Annotated in this window: 24 protein-coding genes; 20 read left to right on the top strand and 4 right to left on the bottom strand. The window is 71.6% G+C overall.

What is annotated here, in order from left to right:
- Positions 1 to 262 precede the first annotated feature (262 nt).
- Positions 263 to 1,156 (top strand): phenylalanine 4-monooxygenase, encoded by an 894-nt coding sequence (locus ACMXN5_RS10040; RefSeq protein WP_395789406.1) that lies wholly within the window; start codon positions 263 to 265, stop codon positions 1,154 to 1,156.
- 116 nt (positions 1,157 to 1,272) lie between these two features.
- Positions 1,273 to 1,842, top strand: a complete 570-nt coding sequence (locus ACMXN5_RS10035; protein ID WP_439674936.1) for a Uma2 family endonuclease — start codon at positions 1,273 to 1,275, stop codon at positions 1,840 to 1,842.
- Positions 1,843 to 1,923: 81 nt separating this feature from the next.
- Here the strand turns inward: ACMXN5_RS10035 and ACMXN5_RS10030 are convergent, their stop codons facing one another.
- From ACMXN5_RS10030 to ACMXN5_RS10020, 3 genes are all read right to left on the bottom strand, one after another.
- Positions 1,924 to 3,129: a WD40 repeat domain-containing protein gene (locus ACMXN5_RS10030; protein WP_439674935.1), complete on the bottom strand. Its 1,206-nt coding sequence runs from the start codon at positions 3,127 to 3,129 to the stop codon at positions 1,924 to 1,926.
- Between the two features lie 62 nt (positions 3,130 to 3,191).
- Positions 3,192 to 4,022 (bottom strand): DUF3097 domain-containing protein, encoded by an 831-nt coding sequence (locus tag ACMXN5_RS10025; RefSeq protein WP_439674934.1) that lies wholly within the window; start codon positions 4,020 to 4,022, stop codon positions 3,192 to 3,194.
- Between the two features lie 29 nt (positions 4,023 to 4,051).
- Entirely contained in the window at positions 4,052 to 4,807 is a 756-nt protein-coding gene (locus ACMXN5_RS10020) for an MBL fold metallo-hydrolase (protein ID WP_439674933.1), read from the bottom strand.
- A gap of 150 nt (positions 4,808 to 4,957) precedes the next feature.
- On the opposite strand from ACMXN5_RS10020, the gene hrcA reads away from it, so the two are divergent.
- From hrcA to era, 11 genes are all read left to right on the top strand, one after another.
- Positions 4,958 to 5,974, top strand: a complete 1,017-nt coding sequence (gene hrcA / locus ACMXN5_RS10015) for a heat-inducible transcriptional repressor HrcA (RefSeq protein WP_078979500.1) — start codon at positions 4,958 to 4,960, stop codon at positions 5,972 to 5,974.
- Between the two features lie 2 nt (positions 5,975 to 5,976).
- On the top strand, positions 5,977 to 7,110 hold the full coding sequence (dnaJ, locus tag ACMXN5_RS10010) for a molecular chaperone DnaJ (RefSeq protein ID WP_078977376.1): 1,134 nt from the start codon (positions 5,977 to 5,979) through the stop codon (positions 7,108 to 7,110).
- A gap of 827 nt (positions 7,111 to 7,937) precedes the next feature.
- Positions 7,938 to 9,008: an NAD(P)H-dependent flavin oxidoreductase gene (locus ACMXN5_RS10005; RefSeq protein ID WP_439674932.1), complete on the top strand. Its 1,071-nt coding sequence runs from the start codon at positions 7,938 to 7,940 to the stop codon at positions 9,006 to 9,008.
- Positions 9,005 to 9,745, top strand: coding sequence for a 16S rRNA (uracil(1498)-N(3))-methyltransferase (locus ACMXN5_RS10000; RefSeq protein WP_439674931.1), 741 nt, complete (start codon positions 9,005 to 9,007; stop codon positions 9,743 to 9,745). The genes ACMXN5_RS10005 and ACMXN5_RS10000 overlap by 4 nt, the downstream gene beginning before the upstream one ends.
- A gap of 91 nt (positions 9,746 to 9,836) precedes the next feature.
- Entirely contained in the window at positions 9,837 to 10,199 is a 363-nt protein-coding gene (locus tag ACMXN5_RS09995) for a histidine triad nucleotide-binding protein (RefSeq protein ID WP_439674930.1), read from the top strand.
- A gap of 6 nt (positions 10,200 to 10,205) precedes the next feature.
- On the top strand, positions 10,206 to 11,117 hold the full coding sequence (locus ACMXN5_RS09990) for a ribonuclease Z (protein WP_439674929.1): 912 nt from the start codon (positions 10,206 to 10,208) through the stop codon (positions 11,115 to 11,117).
- A 214-nt stretch (positions 11,118 to 11,331) separates the two neighbouring features.
- On the top strand, positions 11,332 to 12,384 hold the full coding sequence (locus ACMXN5_RS09985; protein ID WP_380003159.1) for a PhoH family protein: 1,053 nt from the start codon (positions 11,332 to 11,334) through the stop codon (positions 12,382 to 12,384).
- Positions 12,385 to 12,389: 5 nt separating this feature from the next.
- The gene (ybeY, locus tag ACMXN5_RS09980; RefSeq protein ID WP_078977380.1) at positions 12,390 to 12,863 is read left to right on the top strand and encodes an rRNA maturation RNase YbeY; all 474 of its coding nucleotides are present in this window, start codon (positions 12,390 to 12,392) and stop codon (positions 12,861 to 12,863) included.
- 51 nt (positions 12,864 to 12,914) lie between these two features.
- Entirely contained in the window at positions 12,915 to 14,243 is a 1,329-nt protein-coding gene (locus tag ACMXN5_RS09975) for a hemolysin family protein (protein WP_439674928.1), read from the top strand.
- Between the two features lie 129 nt (positions 14,244 to 14,372).
- A complete protein-coding gene (locus tag ACMXN5_RS09970; protein WP_439674927.1) occupies positions 14,373 to 14,732 on the top strand; it encodes a cytidine deaminase in 360 nt (119 codons plus the stop codon).
- A gap of 83 nt (positions 14,733 to 14,815) precedes the next feature.
- On the top strand, positions 14,816 to 15,766 hold the full coding sequence (gene era / locus ACMXN5_RS09965) for a GTPase Era (RefSeq protein ID WP_126638490.1): 951 nt from the start codon (positions 14,816 to 14,818) through the stop codon (positions 15,764 to 15,766).
- A gap of 38 nt (positions 15,767 to 15,804) precedes the next feature.
- On the opposite strand, the gene ACMXN5_RS09960 is transcribed toward era, so the two are convergent.
- Positions 15,805 to 16,536 (bottom strand): hypothetical protein, encoded by a 732-nt coding sequence (locus ACMXN5_RS09960; RefSeq protein WP_439674926.1) that lies wholly within the window; start codon positions 16,534 to 16,536, stop codon positions 15,805 to 15,807.
- 313 nt (positions 16,537 to 16,849) lie between these two features.
- Here ACMXN5_RS09960 and leuA point away from each other — a divergent pair, with 313 nt between their 5' ends.
- The 7 genes from leuA to ACMXN5_RS09925 all read left to right on the top strand — a co-directional run bounded on the left by leuA (position 16,850) and on the right by ACMXN5_RS09925 (position 24,152).
- Positions 16,850 to 18,607, top strand: a complete 1,758-nt coding sequence (gene leuA / locus ACMXN5_RS09955; protein WP_439674925.1) for a 2-isopropylmalate synthase — start codon at positions 16,850 to 16,852, stop codon at positions 18,605 to 18,607.
- Between the two features lie 139 nt (positions 18,608 to 18,746).
- Positions 18,747 to 19,703, top strand: coding sequence for a TauD/TfdA dioxygenase family protein (locus ACMXN5_RS09950; protein ID WP_439674924.1), 957 nt, complete (start codon positions 18,747 to 18,749; stop codon positions 19,701 to 19,703).
- A 105-nt stretch (positions 19,704 to 19,808) separates the two neighbouring features.
- Positions 19,809 to 20,480, top strand: a complete 672-nt coding sequence (locus ACMXN5_RS09945) for a TerB family tellurite resistance protein (RefSeq protein ID WP_395789379.1) — start codon at positions 19,809 to 19,811, stop codon at positions 20,478 to 20,480.
- Between the two features lie 61 nt (positions 20,481 to 20,541).
- The gene (gene recO / locus ACMXN5_RS09940; protein ID WP_380003026.1) at positions 20,542 to 21,294 is read left to right on the top strand and encodes a DNA repair protein RecO; all 753 of its coding nucleotides are present in this window, start codon (positions 20,542 to 20,544) and stop codon (positions 21,292 to 21,294) included.
- Complete coding sequence (locus ACMXN5_RS09935) at positions 21,291 to 22,178, top strand: isoprenyl transferase (RefSeq protein WP_439674923.1); 888 nt, start codon at positions 21,291 to 21,293, stop codon at positions 22,176 to 22,178. The genes recO and ACMXN5_RS09935 overlap by 4 nt, the downstream gene beginning before the upstream one ends.
- Positions 22,179 to 22,290: 112 nt before the next feature.
- On the top strand, positions 22,291 to 23,379 hold the full coding sequence (locus tag ACMXN5_RS09930; protein ID WP_439674922.1) for a permease: 1,089 nt from the start codon (positions 22,291 to 22,293) through the stop codon (positions 23,377 to 23,379).
- A complete protein-coding gene (locus tag ACMXN5_RS09925) occupies positions 23,376 to 24,152 on the top strand; it encodes a TIGR03943 family putative permease subunit (RefSeq protein WP_439674921.1) in 777 nt (258 codons plus the stop codon). The genes ACMXN5_RS09930 and ACMXN5_RS09925 overlap by 4 nt, the downstream gene beginning before the upstream one ends.
- Positions 24,153 to 24,216 lie beyond the last annotated feature (64 nt).

Here is a 24,216-nt window from a genome sequence, read left to right as displayed (position 1 = left end):
ACGGGCGATCCTGTCACGCGGGCGGGAATCCCGTCTCGGTCTGTGGACGGTGCGTTCGACGCGGCCGTCTGCACCCCTGTGCCCCTTGTGTGACGCCCGTCCGGATGATGCGATGAGGGCGTCGAGGCGATCCCTCGCAGCTGATTCCCGTTGCCGTGGCCCCCGACCCGATCGGTCTGAAAGGCATGAAAACGGCGCATACTGGTTGCGTGGGTGCCGCGACTTGTCCGGCGAGTCGATTCCGATGCGATCAGGAGATGGCATGTTCGAGGAGGCCCAGTATCTGGCCCCGGTCACCCGTAGGGCCGACGGCGGAGTCGAGGTCGAGCTGTCCCGCAGCCACCCGGGGTTCGCGGACGCGGTCTACCGCGAACGCCGGAACCGGATCGCGGCGCTGGCGCTGGACCACCACCGCGGCGACCCGATCCCGGAGGTCGAGTACACCGACGAGGAGCACGAGGTCTGGCGCCTGGTCTCCCGCGAGCTGTCCGCCTCGCACGCGGAGTACGCGGTCGCGGACTACCTGGACGGCGCCGCGCGCCTGAAGCTGCCGACCGAGCGGATCCCCCAGCTGGAGGAGGTCAGCGAGGCGCTGCAGCCGCTCACCGGCTTCCGCTACCTGCCCGCGGCCGGCCTGGTTCCGCTGCGCGACTTCTACGGGTCGCTGGCCGACTCCTACTTCCACTCCACGCAGTACATCCGCCACCACAGCGTCCCGCTGTACACCCCCGAGCCGGACGTCGTGCACGAGGTGATCGGCCACGCCAACATGCTCGCCTCGGACCGCTTCGCGGCGCTGTACCGGGTCGCGGGCGAGGCGGCCCGCCGGGTGGAGAGCCGCGAGGCGCTGGAGTTCGTCTCCAAGGTCTTCTGGTTCACCCTCGAATTCGGCGTCATGCACGAGGGCGGCGCGCTCAAGGCATACGGTGCCGGGATCCTGTCCTCCTACGGCGAGATCCGCGAGTTCCGCACCGTCGACATCCGCGACCTGGACCTGGTCGCGATGGGCACGATGCAATATGACATCACGCACTACCAGGACATCCTGTACGCCGCCCACTCGATGACCCAGCTGGAAGACGTCGTCGGCACCTTCTGGGCGGACTGCACCGACGACTCCATCGCCGCGCTCTCGGCCTCGGCGAAGACCCCGTAGGGCCGCCTCATGTAGTCGTTCACCCGTGCGGGTGACCGGAACGGAAACGTTCGGGTCACCCGCACGACGCGTCCCTATGCTCGCGTCGACTACGGAAGGGGTTGAGAATGTCTGCCATGGCACACGAGATCCCCGCGCAGGAAGACGTCATGCTCGACGGCTTCCTGGCGTTGGACACCCCCTTGGGCTTCCGCGCCGAGTTCATCGACGGGGACATCGTCGTGACACCACCGCCGATGGGGAATCACGAGCGCATCATCAGCGCGGTGGTTCGCCAGATCCTGAGCGGATCGGCCGTGCCGATGGATTTCTCCGGCGGCAAGGGATTGGTGGTGGCCGCCGGCGGGGGACTCGCCCGCAACCACGTCATCCCGGACGGCACGTTCGCGCCCGAGGACTTGGACCTGTTCCTGGACGCCGAATCGTGGATGCCGTGCGCCGGGGTTGCCCTGGTCCTGGAGGTGACGTCGTATCGCGCCGGCTTCGATCGTGAACAGAAGCGACGGGCCTATGCCCGCAGCGGCATTCCGCTGTACCTGCTCGTGGATCGAGAGCAGAGCAAGGTCACGCTCTTTCTGACGCCGAAGGGTGACGACTACCTGGAGGGTCACACCGGCCCCTTCGGCAAGCAGATCGATCTGCCCGCGCCGTTCTCGATGACATTGAGCACCAGCAGATTCGTCTGACGAGCCATGGGGCCGGGCGTCACCTTTCGAGTGGCGCCGTGCCGAAGCCGACGGGTTGTTCGGCGCGCCGGGGCGGATGCCCTACACACGTCGGACGAAGACTCGGCCGAAGTCGCCGCCGGTGGCCAGGAGGGTGCCGTCGGCGGAGAAGGCCAGGCGGCGGACGCGTTGTTCGTCGTGGCCGGGGAGGGCGACGGCGTCGCGCTCGCGCAGTTCCGCGTCGTACACGCACAGGGCGCTCGTACGACGACCGCCCACCGCGATCCGCCGGCCGTCCGGCGAGTAGGCCCACGCGTAGCAGGTCGCCCAGCCGTTCGGGTGGTGCGGATCACCGAGGTGCCAGACCGGCTCGCCGGTGTCGACCGAGATCGCGAACGGCCCGTGTACCCGGCCCCGGTTGACCAGGAGCAATGTCTCGCTCGGATCGAAGCCGAGGTCGCCGATCTCCCACTCCAGCGGCACCCGCGCGACCGAGCGGCCGGTGTCCACGTCCCACACCTCGACCTCGTTGGTCGGATCACCGCTCGCGTCCCGATGCCCGTACACCAGCCCGCGACTGACCCGCCACACCGCGAGCAGCCGACCCGAAGGGGACAGCGCGGCGCCCCGGCACTCGGTGGTCGGCGATCCGGTGGACACCTCGCAGACCGAGGCGCCGGCCGCGTCCAGGACGCGCACGCGGTCGTCGGCGTCGAAGACCACCAGCCGTTTCCGGGCCGCGTCCCAGGACGGTTGCACGATGTGCGGATTGAACCGGGCGTTCTCGAACTGCCGGTAATCGGCCAACGATTGCTCGTGCAGCGTGCCCAGGTCCAGTCGCCGGGTCGAGCCGCCGACGGTGTAGACCACGGCCGATCCGGTCGCGTCGAACAGCGCGGTGTCGATGCCGGTCGGCCGTTCGGCTGCGGGCACCGCGTACACCGTGCGGCGGACCCCGGTCGCCACGTCCACGAGCCGGATCGCGCCGTCGTAGGCGATCAGCACGGTGCGCCCGTCCGGATGCAGGTCCATGGCCCGGGACGAGGTCTTGCCCGGCGGCATGAACTCCAGCACCACCGGGTCCTCGGCCCCGCCCAGTCGCACGAACCCGGCGCGCATCGCCTTGCCCACCTCCCGGCGCAGCGCGATCACGGCGGCGGCCGGGTCGGCGAAGTCCTTGCGCGTCTCCCGAGCCGCCCCGTCACCCGAGCGGGCGGACCGGACGAACGTGGTGTCGAAGACGCCGAACAACCGATACTTCGGTCCGGCCGAGTCCGGCAATACGAGGGTGATCTCTTCCTGCGCCATCGCCGTACGGTAGCGCCGCAGGTCGCGCGCGGTGAGGGCCGGCCATCGCGTCGACCGGGGCCTCACCCCTCGGGCGGCGCCGTCACGAAGTCGATGAGTTCCTCGACCCGCCCGAGCAGGGCCGGTTCCAGGTCGCGGTACGAGTCGACCGCCGCGAGGATGCGGCGCCAGGCCGCGGGCGGGTTCACCGGCCAGCCGAGGGCCGCGCAGACGCCCTCCTTCCACGGGACGCCGCGCGGGACGTCCGGCCAGGCCGCGATGCCGACGGAGGCGGGGCGTACCGCCTGCCAGACGTCGATATAGGGGTGTCCCACCACCAGCACGTGGTCACCGCTCACCCGGCCCGCGATCCGGCTCTCCTTGGAGCCCGGTACCAGGTGGTCGACCAGCACGCCGAGGCGGCGACCCGGGCCCGGCGCGAACTCGCGGACCACGTCCGGGAGATCGTCGACGCCCTCCAGATACTCCACGACCACGCCCTCGATCCGCAGGTCGTCGCCCCACACCCGCTCGACCAACTCGGCGTCGTGGCGGCCCTCGACGTAGATCCGCCCGGCGCGTGCGACCCGGGCCCGGGTGCCCGGTACCGCGATCGAGCCCGACGCGGTGCGCCCCGGGGCACGGGCCGGACCGGGGGCGGTCGGTCGGACCAGGGTGACCACCTCGCCATCGATCAGGAACCCGCGCGGATCCATCGGGAACACCCGCAGCCGCCCGTGCCGATCCTCCAGCGTGACGGTGAAGCCCTCGGGGGTCTTCTCCACCCGGACCACCGCGCCGCAGAAGCCGGTGGACGCCTCCTCCACCACCAGATCGCGGTCGGCCGCGACCTCCGGGACGGGCTTGTCCTTCTTCCATCCCGGGATCAGCGACTCGGGTCCATAACTGCGCATGACCACGACGCTAGCCGGGTGACGGTACGTCAGTCCGGTACGACGCGCCCGGCGGCCACCTCGGCCAGCCAACGGTTCTGCCGGATCACGAACTCCTCGTCGACGACCGCGCCGTGTCCGGGCAGCCAGACACTCGCGTCCAACCCCCGCACCCGGGCCAGCGAATCGCTCCACTCGGCGGCGAACGCGTCCGAGCCGAAGACCGGCGGCCCGCTCTCCTCCACGATGTCCCCGGCGATCAGCACGCCGCAGTCCGGTACGTGGACGACCACGTCGTGGTCGGTGTGCCCACGACCGGGCGCGAACAGCACCACCTCGCGCCCGCCCAGATCCACGGTCACCGGCGTGCCCGTGGACACCGGGCGGGTCGGCGGCACGATCCGCGCCGCGCGCATCAGCTCCGGGTCGAACCCGTGGTGGATGCCGCTCGCCCGCCCGGCCTCGGCCCACCGCTCCAGGTACTCCGGCAGGTCCGCGTGGCCCCAGATCTCCGCGTCGGGGAAGGCGCGCAGCACCTCGTCGTTGCCGTAGCAGTGGTCGAAGTGACCGTGGGTGTTCACCACCGCGACCACCCGGTCGGGCAATCCGTGTCCGGGCAGTTCGCGGGCCAGCGAGGCCAGGATGTCGGCGGCCTCGTGGTCGTGCGAACCGGTGTCCACGAGCAGGATCCCGTCCCGCCCCGTGACGACCGCCACATTCAGTTCGAGGCCGGGCAACCGACGACGCAGTACGCCCGGCCCGATCGGCTCCCACGTGGCGTGTTTCGGCTGTTCGGCGCGTAGCATGCGTCAACCTTGGCACGGACGCAGGGGTACGGTCCGGATCGGGTGACCCGTACACTGGCACTCGGCGGGACGGAGTGCCAACCAGTGGGACGAACCACCGCCTACGCGACACGGCAACGGGTGGAAGAACGGGTCAGGGAGGTGCGCACCATGCTCGACGATCGGAAACAGGACGTGCTGCGTGCCATCGTGCAGGACTACGTGGCGACCCAGGAGCCGGTCGGCTCCAAGGCGCTCGCGGACCGACACAACCTCGGGGTCTCCCCGGCCACCATTCGCAACGACATGGCCGCGCTGGAGGAGGAGGGCTACATCACGCAGCCCCACACCAGCGCCGGCCGGGTGCCCACCGACAAGGGCTACCGGCTGTTCGTCGACCGGCTCGCGGGTGTCAAGCCGCTGTCCGGCGCCGAGCGCCGGGCGATCCAGACCTTCCTGGCCGGCGCGGTCGACCTGGACGACGTGGTGGGCCGTACGGTCCGGCTGCTCGCGCAGCTGACCCATCAGGTCGCCGTCGTGCAATACCCGTCGCTGACCCGCTCGACGATCCGGCACGTCGAGCTGCTCACCCTCGCGCCCACCCGGGTCATGCTGGTGCTGATCACCAGCACGGGCCGGGTCGAGCAGCGGGTGATGGACACGCCGGGCCCGGTCGGCGAGAACCTGCTCGCCGACGTCCGGGCGCGGCTGAACAGCCGCATCACCGGCAAGCGGTTCGCCGATGTGCCGTTGCTGGTCCAGGATCTCGCCGAGCCGTTCACCGCCGAGGAACGGCCGATCGTGGCGGACATCCTGGCCACCCTGCTCGACACCCTGGTCGAGCACAAGGAAGAGAAGGTCGTCCTGGCCGGGACGGCCAACCTGACCCGTTTCGGCATGGACTTCCCGAACACGATCCGCCCGGTCCTGGAAGCACTCGAGGAACACGTCGTACTGCTGCGGCTGTTGGGCGAGGCGACCGACCCGGGCATGGTCGTGCGGATCGGACACGAGAACATGCACGAAGGACTGGCCGCGACCTCGGTGGTCGCCGTCGGATACGGCAGTGGGCAGGAAACACTGGCGAAGCTCGGAGTACTCGGGCCGACCCGGATGGACTACCCCGGAACGATGGGAGCGGTGCGCGCCGTGGCACGGTACGTCGGACAGATCCTCGCGGAGTCGTAGAGTTGGCTACCGATTACTACGAGGTCCTCGGGGTACGGCGCGACGCCACCCCGGAGGAAATCAAGAAGGCCTTCCGCCGGCTCGCTCGGGAGCTGCACCCGGACGTCAATCCGGACCCGAAGACGCAGGACCGGTTCAAGGAGATCAACAACGCCTACGAGGTCCTTTCGGACCCGCAGAAGCGTCAGATGTACGACCTCGGCGGCGACCCGCTGTCCTCCGGGGGCGGCGGGGGCGGTGGTGGCTTCGGCCAGGCCGGCTTCGGGTTCAGCGACATCATGGACGCGTTCTTCGGCCAGGCCAGCCAGCGCGGACCGCGCTCGCGCACGCGCCGCGGCCAGGACGCGATGATCCGGATCGAGATCACCCTCGAAGAGGCCGCGTTCGGCACCACCCGGGAGATCCAGGTGGACACCGCCGTCACGTGCAACACGTGCAACGGCGAGGGCGCGGCTCCGGGCACCACGGCGCAGACCTGCGACATGTGCCGCGGGCGGGGCGAGGTCAGCCAGGTCACCAAGTCGTTCCTGGGCCAGGTCATGACGTCGCGGCCGTGTCCGCAGTGTCAGGGCTTCGGCACCGTGGTCCCGCACCCGTGCCCCGAGTGCGCGGGCGACGGCCGCATCCGCGCGCGGCGCACGCTCACCGTCAAGATCCCGGCGGGCGTGGACAGCGGTACGCGGATCCAGCTCGCGGGCGAGGGCGAGGTCGGTCCCGGCGGCGGCCCGGCGGGCGATCTGTACGTGGAGATCGTCGAGGTCGCGCACGCCACCTTCCAGCGGCGCGGCGACGACCTGCACTGCACGGTCACCATCCCGATGACGGCGGCGTCGCTCGGCACCAAGGTGCCGCTGCAGACGCTGGACGGCACGGAGGAGATCGACATCCGCCCGGGCACCCAGTCGGGCCAGTCGATCCCGCTGCACGGGCGGGGCATCACCCACCTGCGCGGCGGCGGCCGCGGCGACCTGGTCGTGCACGTCGAGGTGCAAACGCCGAACAAGCTCGACCCGGAGCAGGAGGAACTGCTCCGCCGCCTGGCCAAACTACGCGGCGAGGAACGCCCGTCGGGACAATTCACACCGGGCCAACAGGGCCTGTTCTCCCGCCTGAAGGACGCCTTCAACGGCCGGTAGCGGGCGGGGTACGGGTGCGGTTGAGCGCGGCGGCGCGCCGTGACGTCGCCCTCAGGCGCCGGACGGGCCGGGACTCGGCCGCGTCCGGCGCTATGGGGCCGCCTGCGGCGAGCGTCCTCGAACGCCGGACGGGCTGGACCCGACCGCGCCCGGTAACCGGGCCCGGCCACACGAAGCGGTCACGGCACACTTTGGCCGCGTGACACCGGGGCCGATCAGGGCCGTGGACCGAGCCGTCAACGGTGTGTGGGGCTCGGGGACTGCGGTGCGTCGGCGGGGCGGGTGCGTTGGTCGGCGAAATCCGGCCGAGGAACGGGGAGCAGGAAGGCGCTCGGGCCGGGTTCTCCGGCGGCCTCACCGAGTGGGCCGGGTGTTCCGGCTTCCGCTGCGCTTTTGGCTGCGGGTGGCGGCCCATCACCGACTCCGACCCGCCCCGCACCGGCCACCCGCAACCGCAAGCGCAACGCGCGCCGAACACGCCCGACCCACCCGGAAGGGACCTCGGAGAACCCGACCCGGCCACCCACCCGCTCCCTGCTGCCGGCCGGGTTTGCCGAGCAGTGCGCCCGCCTCGCCGGAAGCCCCATGTCTCGGAGCCCCGCACGCCGGCGGCGGCCCATCTCCGACTCTGGCCGGCCGCGCGCCGGCCACCCGCAACCGGAGGCGTGACGTGACCGCTCCGCGGCCCCGCGTCGCCGGGTTCGTGTACCGGCGGCCGCTATCGCGCCGCCCGCCGGGTCCGTGGGTGGGGTTCGGTTCGGGGGAGGTCGGGGGCGCCTAGGCTTGGGTTGGTTGTGGGTGTGCCGTCGATCGAGGGAACGGGGAGCATGATGGCGACGAACGTCGATCCGACCCGGCTGACCGAACTGCCGATCGTGCAGGCGCCGATGGCCGGGGCCGGCGGGCCCGCGTTGGCGGCGGCGGTTACCCGTGTCGGGGGGCTCGGGTTTTTGGCGGCCGGGTATCGGTCGGCCGCGGCGTTGGGTGCCGAGATCGAGGAGTTGCGTTCGCTGGTCGGTGACGTGCCGTTCGGGGTCAACGCGTTCATGCCGCAGCCGCCGCCCACCCGCGCCGAGGACGAGCTCACCGCGCGCTACGCCCGCTCGCTGGCCCGGGCCGCCGCGCGCTACGGCGGCAGTGTCGGCACCCCCGCGCCGGGCGTCGAGCGCGACGACTGGGACGCCAAGCTCGACCTCCTCCTGGCCCGCCCCGTCCCCGTGGTGAGCTTCACCTTCGGCCTGCCCGACACCGAGGCGATCACCGTGCTGCGGGCGGCCGGGACGCTCACCGTCGCCACCGTCACCACCCCCGAGGAGGCCCGGCTCGCCGTCGCGCACGGCGTCGACGCGTTGTGCGTCCAGGGCGGCGAGGCCGGCGGCCACCAGGGCAGCTTCGACAACCCCGCCGCCCCCGCCCCGTACGGCCTGCTCACGCTGCTCACCCTGATCGCCGCCGAGACCGACCTCCCGCTCATCGCCGCCGGCGGCCTGATGACCGGTCGGCAGGTCGAGGCGGTCCGGCTCGCCGGGGCGAGCGCCGCCCAACTGGGCACCGCGTTCCTGCGCTGCCCGGAAAGCGTCGCCTCCACCGCGCACAAGGCCGCGCTCGGCGACCCCGCCTTCGAGCGCAGCGTGCTCACCCGCGCCTTCTCCGGCCGCTGGGCGCGGGGGCTGCACAACGGCTTCGCCGCCCGGCACGAGGCCGAGGCCCCCGGGGTCTACCCGTACGTCCACCACCTGGTCGCGCCGATCCGCAAGGCCGCCGCCGCGCGCGGCGAGGCCGACGGCCTGGCCCTGTGGGCCGGTCAGGGCTGGCGCCTCGCCCGCGAGGAGCCGGCCGCCGAGGTGATCCACCGGCTCGTCGACGAGATGGCCGCAGCCCGAAAGGCATCCGCTTGAGCGCCCCCGTCTTCCTCGCCCCCGGCGACACGATCCGGCACGGCCGGCAGGTCGTCCTGGACGGAGCCGAGGGCCGACACGCCGTCACGGTGCGCCGGCTCGCGGCCGGTGAGCCGATCGTCCTCGCCGACGGCGCCGGACTGGCCGTGTACGGCACGGTCAACCGCACCGAAGGCAAGGACACGCTCTACATCGACGTCGACTCGCGCTCCGAGGAACCCGCCCCCGCACCCCGGATCGTGGTGGTCCAGGCGCTGCCCAAGGGCGATCGCGGCGAACTCGCGGTGGAGACGACCACCGAGGTCGGCGTCGACGTGATCGTGCCCTGGACCGCCGCCCGCTGCATCACCCAGTGGAAGGGCGAGCGCGGGGCCAAGGCACTGGCCAAGTGGCGCGCCACCGCACGCGAGGCGGGCAAGCAGGCCCGTCGGTTGCACCTGCCCGAGGTCACCGAGCCGATGAGCACCCGGCAGGTGACCGCGCTGCTGGCCGCCGCCTCGTTCGCGGGCGTCCTGCACGAGGCGGCCGGCGAGCCGATCGCGACCGCCGCCGTCCCGAGCGAGGGCGACCTGGTCCTGGTGGTCGGCCCCGAGGGCGGGATCACCCCGGACGAACTGGCCGCGTTCACCGCCGTCGGCGCGACCGCCTACCGACTCGGCCCGACCGTACTGCGCACCTCCACGGCAGGCGTCTCGGCCGCCTCGGTCCTCCTGGCCCGTTCCGGCCGCTGGAGCTGAGCCGCCCCGCGGACCCGCGCGAGCGAGGGGCCCGGCCCACTACGATCGACGGCGACCGCTCGTGATCGACACGGACCCGATGGAGGCACCCATGGCTGCGGGGGAACCCCAGGCCGACTGCCTGTTCTGCAAGATCCTCGCCGGCGACGTCCCGGCCACGATCGTCCACGAGACCAAGGACGTGGTGGCCTTCCGCGACATCAACCCGCAGGCGCCCACGCACATCCTCGTCATCCCGCGCGCGCACTACTCCAACGCCGGCGAACTGGGCGCCGAGGCCCCCGATGTGGCCGGCGCACTGCTGGCCGAGGCCGCCGTGATCGCGGCCGCCGAGGACATCACCGACTCGGGCTACCGGATCGTCTTCAACACCGGCGCCGGCGCCGGCCAGACCGTCTTCCACGTACACGCGCACCTCCTCGGCGGCCGCGGGCTGAGCTGGCCTCCCGGTTAGGCGTACATGAGCACCAGGGAGTTCGTCGTCCTCGGCACCGCGAGCCAGGCCCCGACGCGGCAGCGCAACCACAACGGCTACCTGCTGCGCTGGGACGGCGAGGGGCTGCTGTTCGACCCGGGCGAGGGCACCCAACGCCAGATGTTGCACGCCGGCGTGGCCGCGCACGACATCACCCGGATCTGCGTCACGCACTTCCACGGTGACCACTGCCTCGGCCTGCCCGGCGTGCTCCAGCGGCTCTCGCTCGACCGGGTCCCGCACCCGGTGACCGCCCACTTCCCGGCGAGCGGGCAACACTGGTTCGACCGACTGCACCACGCGACCGCGTTCCACGAGGCCGCCGTGCTGGTCGAGCACCCGCTCGCGGGCGAGCACGTACACACCCCTGCCGGGCCGTTCACGCTGGAGGCCCGCCGCCTGTCCCACCCGGTCGAGTCCTACGGCTACCGCGTCGTCGAGCCGGACGGCCGCCGGATACTGCCCGAGCGACTCGCCGCGCACGGCGTGGCCGGTCCCGACGTGGGCCGGCTCCAGCGCGAGGGCCGGATCGGCGCGGTGACCCTGGAGCAGGTGAGCGTGCCCCGACCCGGGCAGAAGTTCGCCTTCGTGATGGACACCCGGCGCTGCGCGGCCGCGGTCGAGCTGGCCCGCGACGTCGACCTGCTCGTGTGCGAGTCCACCTTCGCCGACGCCGACGCCGACCTCGCGCACGAGGTCGGCCACCTCACCGCCCGCGAGGCGGCGGCCATCGCGGCCGAGGCGGGCGCGCGGCGACTGGTGCTCACCCACTTCTCGCAGCGCTACCCCGACGTGGGCCCGCTCCTGGACCAGGCCCGCGAGGTGTTCCCGGACACGATCGCCGCCCACGACCTGGACCGGATCACGATCCCGCGCCGCCGGCCGGCGCCGGAATAATCCCGAAGTTCGCGGGGGCCGGAGAGTTACCATTGAGCAGCATCGAACCGCTTCCCGAGCACGGAAATGAGGCGTGATCAGGCCGCCAAGGCCGCCCATGGCTCCCACGACGAACGCGCGAGGCGCGAGCTCCGAGAACACCCCGCGGACCGACTCCCGGGCAACTCCGACCGCGCAGGCCCAGGCGAAGATCACGATCCCCGCCAAGCATCCGATGGTGGCGCTCCTCGGTTCCGGCGACTCGTTCCTGCGAGTGGTCGAGCAGGGCTTCCCCGAGGTCGACATCCACGTCCGCGGCAACGAGGTCACCGTCTCCGGCAACGAGGCCGAGGTCGCCCTCGTCCGCCGGCTCTTCGACGAACTCCTGGTCATCGTCCGCACCGGCCAGCCGCTCAACGAGGAGGCCGTGGAGCGCTCGGTGGCGATGGTCCGCTCGAACGACGGACACGGTCCCGCCGAGGTGATGACCCTCAACATCCTGTCCAACCGCGGCCGCACGATCCGTCCCAAGACGCTCAACCAGAAGAGCTACGTGGACGCGATCGACGAGCACACCATCGTGTTCGGACTCGGCCCGGCGGGCACCGGCAAGACCTACCTCGCGATGGCGAAGGCCGTCCAGGCCCTGCAGTCCAAGCAGGTCACCCGGATCATCCTGACCCGGCCCGCGGTCGAGGCGGGCGAACGCCTCGGCTTCCTGCCCGGCACCCTCTACGAGAAGATCGACCCGTATCTGCGCCCGCTCTACGACGCGCTGCACGACATGATCGACCCCGACTCCATCCCGCGCCTGATGGCTGCGGGCACCATCGAGGTCGCTCCGCTCGCATATATGCGCGGCCGCACACTCAATGACGCGTTCATCATTCTCGACGAGGCGCAGAACACTTCGGCCGAGCAGATGAAGATGTTCCTGACCCGCCTCGGGTTCGGTTCGCGCATGGTGGTCACCGGGGACACCACCCAGGTCGACCTGCCCGGCGGCACCCAGTCGGGGCTGCGCGTGGTGCAGGAGATCCTGCGCGGCGTGGACGATATCGCGTTCTGCACGCTCACCAGCGATGATGTGGTCCGACACAAGCTCGTCGGCCGGATCGTGGACGCGTACGCGCGCTACGACATCCAAGTCGAGGCGGACGCGCGGCCGAACGGCAACGGCTCCGGAAACGGTGACGTGCCCAGGTCGCGCGGCCGGCGGCCGATCGACAAGAACGGCCGCGGCAAGCACACAGTGAACATGCAGACAGTGGAACGGGAAGTGAACTGAGGGCCATGTCCATCGACATCGCCAACGAGTCCGGCACGGGGGTGGACGAACACGCGATCGTGGACGTCGCCCGATGGACCCTGGACCGTATGCGCATCCATCCACTGGCGGAACTGTCCGTGGTCATCGTGGACGAACCCGCGATGGAGCAACTGCACATCCAATGGATGGACCTGCCCGGTCCGACCGACGTGATGTCCTTCCCGATGGACGAACTGCGTCCGGGCAAGGCCGACGAGGATCCCCCGCAGGGGCTGCTCGGCGACGTCGTGCTGTGCCCGACCGTCGCCGAGCGCCAGGGTGCGGCGGCCGGCCACACCATGGACGACGAGCTGCACCTGCTCACCGTGCACGGCGTGCTGCACCTGCTCGGCTACGACCACGCGGAGCCCGACGAGGAGCGCGAGATGTTCGCGCTGCAGAAGGAACTGCTCGAATCCTGGCGGGAGGCCCGCCGCGCCGCGGACGACCGCGGATGAGCCGGCCACGGGATATCCCTGCCCCCGGCCGAGCGCGCGTCGGGGGCGGCAGTGCCCGCTGACAGCGTGGTGCGCCTCGTGGTCGGCGCGATCGTCCTGGTCGTGGTGGCCGGTCTCTTCGCGTGCCTGGAGGCGGCCCTCTCGCGCATTTCGCGCGTCCGCGCCGAGGAATTGGTCCGCGCCGAACGCCGGGGCGCCAAACGACTGCTGACGGTGGTTCAGGACCCCGCCCGATATCTCAACCTGGCCCTGCTCGTGCGGGTCGCGTGCGAGTTGTCGGCGGCCGTACTGGTCACCGTGGTGTGCGTGGACGACTTCGACGAGACCTGGCAGGCCGTACTGGTCACCATCGGCATCATGGTCGTGGTGTCCTACGTCGCCGTCGGGGTCTCCCCACGCACCGTCGGCCGGCAACATCCGGTCACGGTGGCCACGATCGGCGCGCCCGTGCTGTTCGGGCTCGCGCGTGTGCTCGGGCCGCTGCCGAAACTGCTGATCCTGCTCGGCAACGCGCTCACCCCCGGCAAGGGTTTCCGCGAGGGGCCGTTCGCCTCCGAGGCGGAACTGCGCGCGTTCGTGGACCTCGCCGAGAAGGACTCGCTGATCGAGGACGACGAGCGCGAGATGTTGCACTCGGTGCTGCAACTGGGCGACACGATCGTGCGCGAGGTGATGGTGCCGCGCCCGGACATGGTCTTCATCGAACGGCACAAGACGCTGCGGCAGGCGATGTCGCTGGCGCTGCGCAGCGGCTACTCGCGGATCCCGGTGATCGGCGAGAACGAGGACGACGTGGTCGGCATCGTCTTCCTCAAGGACCTGGCCCGGCGCAGCACGATGGGCGATCCGGGCTGGGCCAAGGAGAGCGTCGACTCGATCATGCGCTCCGCGACCTTCGTGCCGGACAGCAAGCCGGCCGACGACCTGCTGCGCGAGATGCAGTTCGAGCGCACGCACATGGTCGTGGTGGTCGACGAGTACGGCGGCACCGCCGGCCTGGTCACCATCGAGGACATCCTGGAGGAGATCGTCGGCGAGATCACCGACGAGTACGACACCGAGACCGCGCCGGTCGAGCCGCTGCCCGACGGCGCGTTCCGGGTCACCGCCCGGCTGCCCGTGGACGAGTTGGGCGAGCTGTTCGGGCTCGAACTCGACGACGAGGACGTGGAGACCGTGGGCGGCCTGCTGGCCAAGGCGCTGGGCCGGGTGCCGATCCCGGGCGCGACGGCGGTGGTCGAGGGGCTGCGGCTGGTCGCGGAGAGCCCGTCGGGGCGGCGCAACCGGGTCGGCACGATCGTGGTGCGCCGGACCGAGCGGGGCGAGGAGCGCCAGGAGGCACCCGCCGAGGGGGATTCCGCGGCCGAGCGGAACCGGTGACGGCGGGGCGGTGACGTCGGCCCAGTCGACCCGGCAGGCCCGCCGGGCCGGTTCGAACCGGTACATCGGGCCTCGGCGGCGGCAAGTTACTGTGTCGGCATTCGTACCGCGCCGAACAGGAGAGCCGCCGTGAGCGCCGAGACGCCCGAGTTCGCCGTCGACCCCGAGGACGCCAAGATCGTCACGCTGGCCCGGGCCACCCGGGCGCGCAACGGGGCGAGCGAGGGGGCCGCGGTACGGGACGAGACCGGGCGCACCTACACCGCGTCCACGGTCGCGCTGCCCTCGCTGGAGCTGTCCGCGCTGCGCACGGCGGTCGCGATGGCCGTCGCGGGCGGCGCGCGCGGCCTGGAGGCGGCGGCGATCGTCGGGGCCGACGACACCGTGACCGAGGCTGACCGGGACGCGGTGCGCGACCTCGGCGGCGCCGGCACGCCGATCCTGTCCGCCGGCCCGGACGCGGTCGTACGCACCATCGTGACGGTCTGAGGCCGCCCCCGGGCCCGCCTCCCCCCGGCCGGTGCGACCGCGACCGACCCGCGCGGCGAGGAGTGCTCGCGGCTTGAGCGACAATGTCACCCATGAGTGATCGCCCCAACCCCTCCGCACCCGTCCACCGCTCGGGCTTCGCGTGCTTCGTGGGCCGCCCCAACGCCGGCAAGTCCACCCTGACGAACGCGCTGGTGGGCACGAAGGTGGCGATCACGTCGGGCCGCCCCCAGACCACCCGGCACACGGTGCGCGGCATCGTGCACCGCCCCGACGGCCAGCTCGTCCTGGTCGACACCCCCGGCCTGCACAAGCCGCGCACCCTGCTCGGCCAGCGGCTCAACGACCTGGTCCGGGCCACCTGGGCGGAGGTCGACGTGATCGGCTTCTGCATCCCGGCCGACCAGAAGGTCGGTCCCGGCGACCGCTTCATCGCGGCCGAGCTGGCCGAGGCCAAGCGCACGCCCAAGGTCGCGATCGTCACCAAGACCGACCTCGTGGACCCGCAGACGCTGGTCCAGCAGTTGCTCGCGGTGCAGAAGATGGGCGAGGACGTCGGCATCGAGTGGGCCGAGATCATCCCGGTCTCCGCCGTCGGCGACAGCCAGGTGACCCTGGTTGCCGACCTGCTGATGCCGCTGCTGCCGGCCGGCCCGCCGCTGTACCCGGACGGCGAGCTGACCGACGAGCCCGAGATGGTGATGGCCGCGGAGCTGATCCGCGAGGCCGCGCTCGAAGGTGTGCGCGACGAGCTGCCGCACTCGCTCGCGGTGGTCATCGAGGAGATGATCCCGCGCGAGGACCGCCCCGCCGACAAGCCGCTGCTCGACGTGCACGCGAATCTCTACGTCGAGCGCCCCAGCCAGAAGGCCATCGTCATCGGGCACAAGGGCGGGCGGCTCAAGGACGTGGGCACGCGCGCCCGCAAGCAGATCGAGGCGCTGCTTGGGACGCCCGTCTACCTGGACCTTCACGTGAAGGTGGCCAAGGACTGGCAGCGCGACCCCAAGCAGCTCCGCAAGCTCGGCTTTTGACCCGAGCCCGCCCCCGAGATCCGACCCGAAGGGGCGGGTCAGCGGCCGTAAGGTGCCGGCGTGTTGCGCTTGGCGGTCACCAGGATGAAGACCGCCGCGCCGAGCGCGACGACGGCGCCGACCAGCAGCAGCCACAGACCGATACCGGTGCTGCCGTACTCGTCGATCGTCTTCTCGACGAGTTTGTGCGCGCGGCTGGGGATGTCGTCCTTCTTGATGGGCAGCCGGGACGGCTCGGCGAGGTTCCACGCCGCCAGACCGAGCGCGACGACCGCCGGCACTGCGGCGGCCGCGGCAATGGTTGCCTTGCGCACCAGGATGGCGGCGCCGAACAGGGCGAGCACCACGATGCCGGCGATCAGGGTGTAGACGCCGTCCCCGCCGAGGCCCTTGTACGTTCCGGTCCTGCCCTCGGCGTCGATCTTGAGCCAGGGCAGGCACGAGCCGACGATGATCAGCACCGCCGCGATCGCCCCCGCGATCGCACCCGGCCCGAACGACGGAAGCCCGCCGCCCATGCCGCCTCCGCCCGGCGCGGGCGGCGGGTATCCACCGGGCTGCTGACCGTACGGGTTCGGCGGTTGGCCGTACGCGGGCGGCTGCTGGCCGTACTGCGGGGGCTGCTGTCCGTACTGCGGCGGAGGCGGCTGCTGTCCATACCCGCCCTGCTGGGGCTGCTGTCCGTAGCCCGGACCGCCCTGCTGCGGGTATCCGCCGGGGCCGCCCTGGCCCGGCTGCGGTCCGTAGGGACCCTGGTTGTAATCGCTCATGGGGAGTGAGCGTAGGAGCATCGCGCCCGTCGGGGGGAGGGGGCCGGCCGAAAAGATCACATGTGTTCGTATGACGGACGCCGTCTCGACGTCTTCGACCCGTCGGGTATGGTTGCCGACATCATGCGTCAGTGGCTGCTTCTCCTTAGCCGCCGCGCCGGGGGCTCATCCCTCTGACAGAGGTCAGACCGGCTCCCCCGTCGCGGGGATAGAGGCATGTCCGCACGTCGGAGCCTCCGGGATGTCGTTCCTCCCGTCGCCGGCCCATCTGCTCTCGCCGCAGTCCTTCCTCGCGTTCAGGAGACCCGCCCGCATGCCTTCCGTGAATCGCTCCACCCCGATCACCGCCGCGTCCGTGACCCAGCAGCCGTCCGGGATGCCGATCCACAAGTACCAGCCGTTCCGGGGCGTCGACCTGCCGGACCGCACCTGGCCGTCGAAGACGATCACCGTCGCCCCGCGCTGGCTGTCCACCGACCTGCGCGACGGCAACCAGGCGCTGATCGACCCGATGAGCCCGGCCCGCAAGCGCACCATGTTCGACCTGCTGGTGCGGATGGGCTACAAGGAGATCGAGGTCGGCTTCCCGGCCGCCTCGCAGACCGACTTCGACTTCATCCGCTCGATCATCGAGGAGGGCGCGGTACCGGACGACGTCACCATCTCGGTACTGACCCAGGCCCGTGAGGAACTGATCGAGCGCACCGTGGAGTCGCTGATCGGCGCGCCCAAGGCCACGGTCCACCTCTACAACGCGACCGCGCCGACCTTCCGCCGGGTGGTCTTCAACGTCGACCGCGACCAGTGCAGGGCGATCGCGGTGACCGGCACCGAGCACGTGATGCGCTACGCCGAGAAGCACCTGGGCGAGGAGACCGCGTTCGGCTACGAGTACTCGCCCGAGATCTTCATCGACACCGAGCTGGACTTCGCGCTGGAGGTCTGCGAGTCGGTGATGGACGTATGGCAGCCGGAGACCGGTCGCGAGATCACGCTGAACCTGCCCGCGACGATCGAGCGTTCCACGCCGAACGTGTACGCGGACCAGATCGAGTGGATGAGCCGCAACCTGACCCGCCGCGAGTTCATCGCCCTGTCGGTGCACCCGCACAACGACCGCGGCGCCGCGGTGGCCGCGACCGAACTGGCCGTGATGGCAGGTGCCGACCGGGTCGAGGGCTGCCTGTTCGGGCACGGCGAGCGCACCGGCAACGTGGACCTGGTCACGCTGGGGATGAACCTGTTCAGCCAGGGCGTGGACCCGATGATCGACTTCTCCGAGATCGACGAGATCCGGCGCACCGTCGAATACTGCACGCAGCTGCCGGTGCACCCGCGCCACCCGTACGCGGGCGACCTGGTCTACACCGCGTTCTCCGGCTCGCACCAGGACGCGATCAAGAAGGGCCTGGAGATCCTGGAGCGGGACGCGGCCGCGGCGGGCAGGTCGGTCGAGGAGATCGAGTGGGCGGTGCCGTACCTGCCCATCGACCCCAAGGACGTCGGGCGCACCTACGAGGCCGTGATCCGGGTGAACAGCCAGTCCGGCAAGGGCGGCGTCGCGTACGTGCTCAAGGCCGACCACCGGATGGACCTGCCGCGGCGCGCGCAGATCGAGTTCTCCCGGATCATCCAGACCAAGACCGATGCCGAGGGCGGCGAGGTGACGCCGGCTCAGATCTGGGCGGTGTTCCGGGACGAGTACCTGCCCACCCCCGACGCCCCGTGGGGTCGGCTGGCGCTGCGCGGCCACCGTACGGTCTCCGGCGCGGACGGCAAGGACGTGCTGACCGTCGAGCTGAGCGTGGACGGCGAGGTGCAGACGCTGGAGGCGATCGGCAACGGTCCGATCGACGCCTTCGTCCGGGCCCTGGGCGGGCTGGGCTTCGACACCCGGGTGCTGGACTACAGCGAGCACGCGATGAGCGGCGGCGAGGACGCGCGGGCCGCGGCCTACGTCGAGTGCGCGGTCGACGGCCGGGTGCTGTGGGGCATCGGCGTGAACGAGAACATCGTGCGCGCGTCGCTGGAGGCCGTGGTGAGCGCGGTGAACCGGGCCGCCCGCGGGTGACCTCGACGCGGTGAGGCGAGCCGACGGCGGTTTCCGGGCGACCGGGGCCGCCGTTTCGCTGTTTCCGACCGGTCCGATGCCATTCCCCATTTAACTCGGCTGGGTTAAAGTGCGGCCCTACTCCAGGGAGGGCTCTGCCATGACGTCATCCACCGCCCCCGGTACACCCGTCGCATCCGCTGCGCCCGCCGCCTCCGGGCGTAGTCGGATCGCCGAGCGCGGCCTGATGCCGGGGCCGCGACCGCTGCGCCGGCTGCCCGAGGGCGTCTGCTCCGAGCCGTACACCCGGTTCGAGCTGGTCCCGTACGGCGACCTGATCGGCGCCGAGATCCGCGGCGTCTCACTCGCCGAACCGGTGGGCCCCGAACTGTTCGCCGAACTCGACCGCGCTCTCCTCGAATGGAAGGTGCTGTTCTTTCGGGACCAGTCGATCACCCCGGCGCAACACTGCGCCTTCGCCCGCCTCTGGGGCGAGTTGGAGGTGCACCCCTTCCTCGGGCAGGGGGACGTGCCCGAGGTGGTGCGATTCGCCAAGGACGCCGCCTCGGTGGGTGTGGAGAACATCTGGCACACCGACGTCACCTGGCGCGAACGGCCCGCGCTCGGCTCGGTGTTGCGCGCGATCGAGGTGCCCGAGCGGGGCGGGGACACGGTCTGGGCGGACATGGGCGCCGCCTACGACGCGCTGCCGGCCGACCTGAAGGAGCGGGTGGCCGGTCTGACCGCCGTCCACGACTTCACCCTGGCCTTCGGGCACGGCCTCGACCCCGAACAACTGGCGGCCAGGCGCCGGGAGTTCCCGCCGGTGGAGCACCCCGTGGTGCGCACCCACCCGGTGACCGGCCGGCGCACCCTGTTCGTCAACGGGATCTTCACCGACCACATCGTCGGGCTGCCCGAGGCGGAGAGCGAGGAACTGCTCGGGGTGCTCTTCCGGCAGGCGATGACGCCCGAGTACCAGGTCCGGCTGCGCTGGGCGCCGGACACGGTCGCCTTCTGGGACAACCGGGCCACCCAGCACTACGCGGTCAACGACTACCACCCGCACGTGCGGGTGATGGAGCGCGCGGCGATCCTGGGCGACCGGCCCTACTGACGCCCCGGATCCGGCCGCCCCCACCGGCTCCGATGCAGGTCGGCCCCGTTCCGCGCCGGGCAAAAGTAACCATCTGTCCGCTTTCGATGACGCTTCGTGAAATTCGTGGCAGCATCGAAGCAGGCGGACAGAAGGCTCTCCGCCGCGCGGGACGCAGGGGGCGGCACCATGTTCTTCGTCGTGGGCATCCGGACCATCCGATCGGCGATCGGTGACGGCGAGTTCCACTGTCCGGCGTGCGGAGGCGATCGGCGCTTTCGCAAGGGCGGCGGTCGGCGTCGGCTCGTGTTGTTCGGCGTCGCGCTGATCCCGCTCGGGCGGGCCGGCTCCGGCGTCGAGTGCGCGGTGTGCTGCACCCGGCACGACGTCGCGGTGCTCGAGACGCCGACCGCCCGGGCGCTGACCCTGCTCCTGCGCGAGGCCGTGCGCACGCTGGTGGTGGCCGTGGTGGCCGCCGTCGACGACGAGCCGCAGGAGGTGGACGCGGTCCGCGCGGCGGCGGTCGAGGCGGTCCGGGCCGCGGGCATGCCGAGCTACGACGCGTGCGCGCTCGCCGTCGACGTCGGCGCGCACCTGGCCCAGGACACCGCGTGGGCGCTCGCCGAGATCGCCCCGCACCTCGCCGTCGCCGGGCGCGAGCACCTGGTCGGCGTCGCGGCCCGGGTGGCGCTGGCCTGCGGGGCGTACGACCCGGCGCATCGGGTGATCCTGTACCACGCCGGCGACCAGCTCGGGCTCGGCCGAGCCCGCGTCGACCACGTGCTCGCGGGCCCGTGACCCGCGGGTACGAGGGGACCGGCCGACGCGGCGCGTCGGCCGCGCGCGGCACAATGGGAGCATGAGCCTCCTCCGTGACGAGGGTGTCGTGTTGCGAGCCCAGAAGTTGGGTGAGGCCGACCGCATCATCACCCTGCTGACCCGCGACCACGGGATAGTGCGCGCCGTGGCGCGCGGGGTGCGCAAGACAAAGTCCAAGTTCGGCGCCCGGGTGGAGCCGTTCGCGCACGTCGACGTGCAGTTCTTCACCCGGGGCAGCGACTTCCCCGGGCGCGGCCTGCCGATCATCACGCAGGCCGAGACCCTGGGCGCGTACGGCGGTCGGCTCGCGCTCGACTACGCCGCGTACACCTCGGGCACGGCGATCCTGGAGACCGCCGAGCGACTGACCGACCACGAGCGCGGCCAGCCCGCGCTGCAGCAATACCTGCTGCTGATCGGCGCGCTGCGCACGCTGGCCTCGGGCGCCCACGAGCCCGGTCTGGTCCTCGACGCGTTCCTGCTGCGCTCGCTCGCGGTGGCCGGCTACGCGCCGAGTTTCGCCGACTGCGCCCGCTGCGGCCTGGACGGACCGAACCGGTTCTTCACCGTCCAGGGCGGCGGGACGGTGTGCGGCGACTGCCGGCCGGCCGGATCCGTCGTACCCTCACCCGAGACCCTTTCCCTGCTCGGTGCGCTGTTGACCGGCGACTGGGGCCGAGCCGACGCCAGCGAGCCGCGGCACCGGCGCGAGGGCAGCGGCCTGGTGGCCGCGTATCTGCAATGGCACCTGGAGCGGGGTATCCGCTCGTTGAGATTGGTGGAGAGATCGTGAGTCAGTCGCGTGGCCGCTTCGGCCTGTTTCCCCGCCGTCGGCGGGCCGAGTCGGCGCCCGCCCGGGCCGCTCGCGAGCAGCGGCACTACCGCGACCCCAAGCCGCACGCCGAGGGCGCGCTGCCGCCGGACATCCCGGCCGATCTGGTGCCGAAACACGTCGCGCTGGTGATGGACGGCAACGGCCGCTGGGCCAAGGAGCGCGGCCTGGCCCGCACCGACGGGCACACAGCGGGCGAGGCGTCGTTGTTCGACGTGGTCGAGGGCGCCGCCCAGATCGGCGTGAAGTACGTCTCCGCGTACGCGTTCTCCACCGAGAACTGGAAGCGCTCGCCCGAGGAGGTGCGCTTCCTGATGGGCTTCAACATCGACACGATCCACCGCCGGATCGACGAGATGGACGAACTCGGCGTGCGGATCCGCTGGTGCGGCCGGCGGCCCCGGTTGTGGGCGAGCGTGATCAAGGAACTGGAGATCGCCGAGGAGCGCACCAAGGACAACACCCGCCTGACCCTGGCGATGTGCATCAACTACGGCGGCCGGGCCGAGATCGCGGACGCCGCCGCGCTGATCGCCGAGGACGTCAAGGCGGGCCGGCTCGACCCGAAGAAGGTCGACGAGAAGACGTTCGCCAAGTATCTGGACGAGCCGGACATGCCGGATGTCGATCTGTTCATCCGCTCCTCCGGTGAGCAGCGCACCTCGAACTTCCTGCTGTGGCAGTCCGCCTACGCCGAGATGGTCTTCCTCGACGTGTTGTGGCCGGACTTCGACCGGCGGCACATGTGGCAGGCGTGCGAGACGTACGCGTCGCGCGACCGCCGCTACGGCGGCGCGCTGCCGAACGCGGTCGCCGAGCCGGAGCCGGTGCCGTCGGGCTCCTGAGGCTCGGTGGCCCGAAATGTCCGGGCCGGCTCCCGAAGTCGCGGCTCCCGAAGCGTGAAAGCTTCGCAAAGCGGGGTGTGGAGCGAGCGGCGGCGCCGCGATCGATGCGAACATGAACGTCATGTTCGAAAAGAGCGCGCCGCCGCGCCCCGCTGCCGCCGCTCGGGTGGCGCCCCCGCCACCCCGTGGCGCCGAGTCGTCGGCCGCGACCGCCGGGTCCGCGGCACACGCGCGCCCGCCCGCCGAGCGGTGGCGGCCGGGCCAACTCGAATTCTTCGTACTCGCCCTGCTGGTGCTGCTGTTCGCGCAGCCGTGGATCGTGGACCGGCTCGGCACGCCCGCGGTGCAGACCTGGGCGACCGTGTTCGTGGCGATCTCCGTCCAGGCGTTGCCGTTCCTGGTCCTGGGCACCCTGCTGTCCGCCGCGATCACGGCGTTCGTACCGCCCTCGGTGTTCACCAAGGTGCTGCCCAAACGGCAATCCCTCGCGGTGCCGGTCGCGGGCGCCGCCGGAGCGATCCTGCCGGGTTGCGAGTGCGCGTCGGTGCCGGTGGCCGGCGGACTCATGGCGCGCGGGGTCGCGCCCGCCGCGGCGCTGGCGTTCCTGCTGTCCTCGCCCGCGATCAACCCGATCGTGCTGACCGCGACCGCGGTCGCCTTCCCCAAGCAGCCCGAGATGGTGCTCGCCCGTTTCGTCGCCTCGCTCGGCACAGCGGTGCTGATGGGCTGGTTGTGGGCCCGGTTCGGCCGGCCCGAGTGGATCAAGCCCATGCGCCGTCCGCACGATCACGGCGGCCACGGCAAGTGGGAAAACTTCCGGCTCGCGCTCCAGCACGACTTCCTGCACGCGGGCGGCTTCCTGGTGATCGGCGCGATCACCGCCGCGACGCTCAACGTCACGGTGCCCAAGCACGTGATCGACGCGGTCTCCGGCTCGCCCTGGTTCGCGGTGCTCGCGCTGGCCTTCCTGGCCGTGGTGCTCGCGGTGTGCTCGGAGGCGGACGCGTTCGTGGCGGCGAGCCTGCTCGGCTTCTCGCCGACCGCGAAGCTGGCCTTCATGGTGGTCGGCCCGATGGTGGACGTGAAGCTGATCGCGCTCCAGTCGGGCACCTTCGGGCGCGGTTTCGCGGCCCGGTTCTCCTCGGCGACGTTCGTGGTGGCGATCGTCGCGAGCTACGTGGTCGGATGGTGGTTGTTGTGAGGCGGGACGTCCAGGCGGTGTTGTTGATCCTGATCGGCGGCGCGCTGCTGCGGATCTCGTTGACCGACATGTACCTGCGCTACGTCAAGGACGGCCTGCGGCCCGCGCTGATCGCGGCGGGCGCGATCCTGCTCCTGGTCGGCCTGGTCTCGGCGGTCCGGGACGGGATCCAGCGGCGGGCGGTGGAACCGGCGGCGGAGGCCGGGCACGCGCACGCGGCGGACGGGGAGCCCCCGGCGGTCGACGACGCCGGACACGGGCACGACCACGCGGCGGGCCCGCGCGCGGCCTGGCTGCTGTGTCTGCCGGTGCTCGCGCTGTTCCTGATCGCACCGCCGGCGCTCGGGTCGTACACCGCCTCGCGCTCGGACAACGTGGTGGCCAAGCCGGCCGCCGCGAACAACGACGCCGGCTTTCCCGCGCTGCCGCCGGGGAACCCGCTGCCGATGACCCTGGCCGACTTCCTGATCCGCTCGGTGTGGGACACCGCCGCGCCGCTGAAGGACCGCGACGTCCAGCTCACCGGCTTCGTCACGCCCGGCAAGAGCGCGGGCACCTGGTACGTGACCCGGATGGTGATCAGCTGCTGCGCGGCGGACGCGTTCGCGCGCAAGATCGAGGTGCACGGCGCCGCGGCCCCGCCGACCGACTCGTGGGTGACCGTCACCGGCCGCTGGCTGCCCAACGGCCAGGTCCAGGCCGACGACGCGATGCCGGCCCTGACCGCGACCAAGGTCGATCGGGTGCCGATGCCGAAGGAGCCGTACGAATAGGCACGTGGTGCCGATCGGCCGCGCTGTGACGATGTCACCGTCCGGTCACCGCCGCGTTCGTGTC

Source organism: Embleya australiensis, from assembly GCF_051903075.1.
GTDB lineage: Bacteria > Actinomycetota > Actinomycetes > Streptomycetales > Streptomycetaceae > Embleya.
Note: the sequence above shows the minus strand (reverse complement) of the source record. Positions and strands in the feature narration are given on the sequence as shown.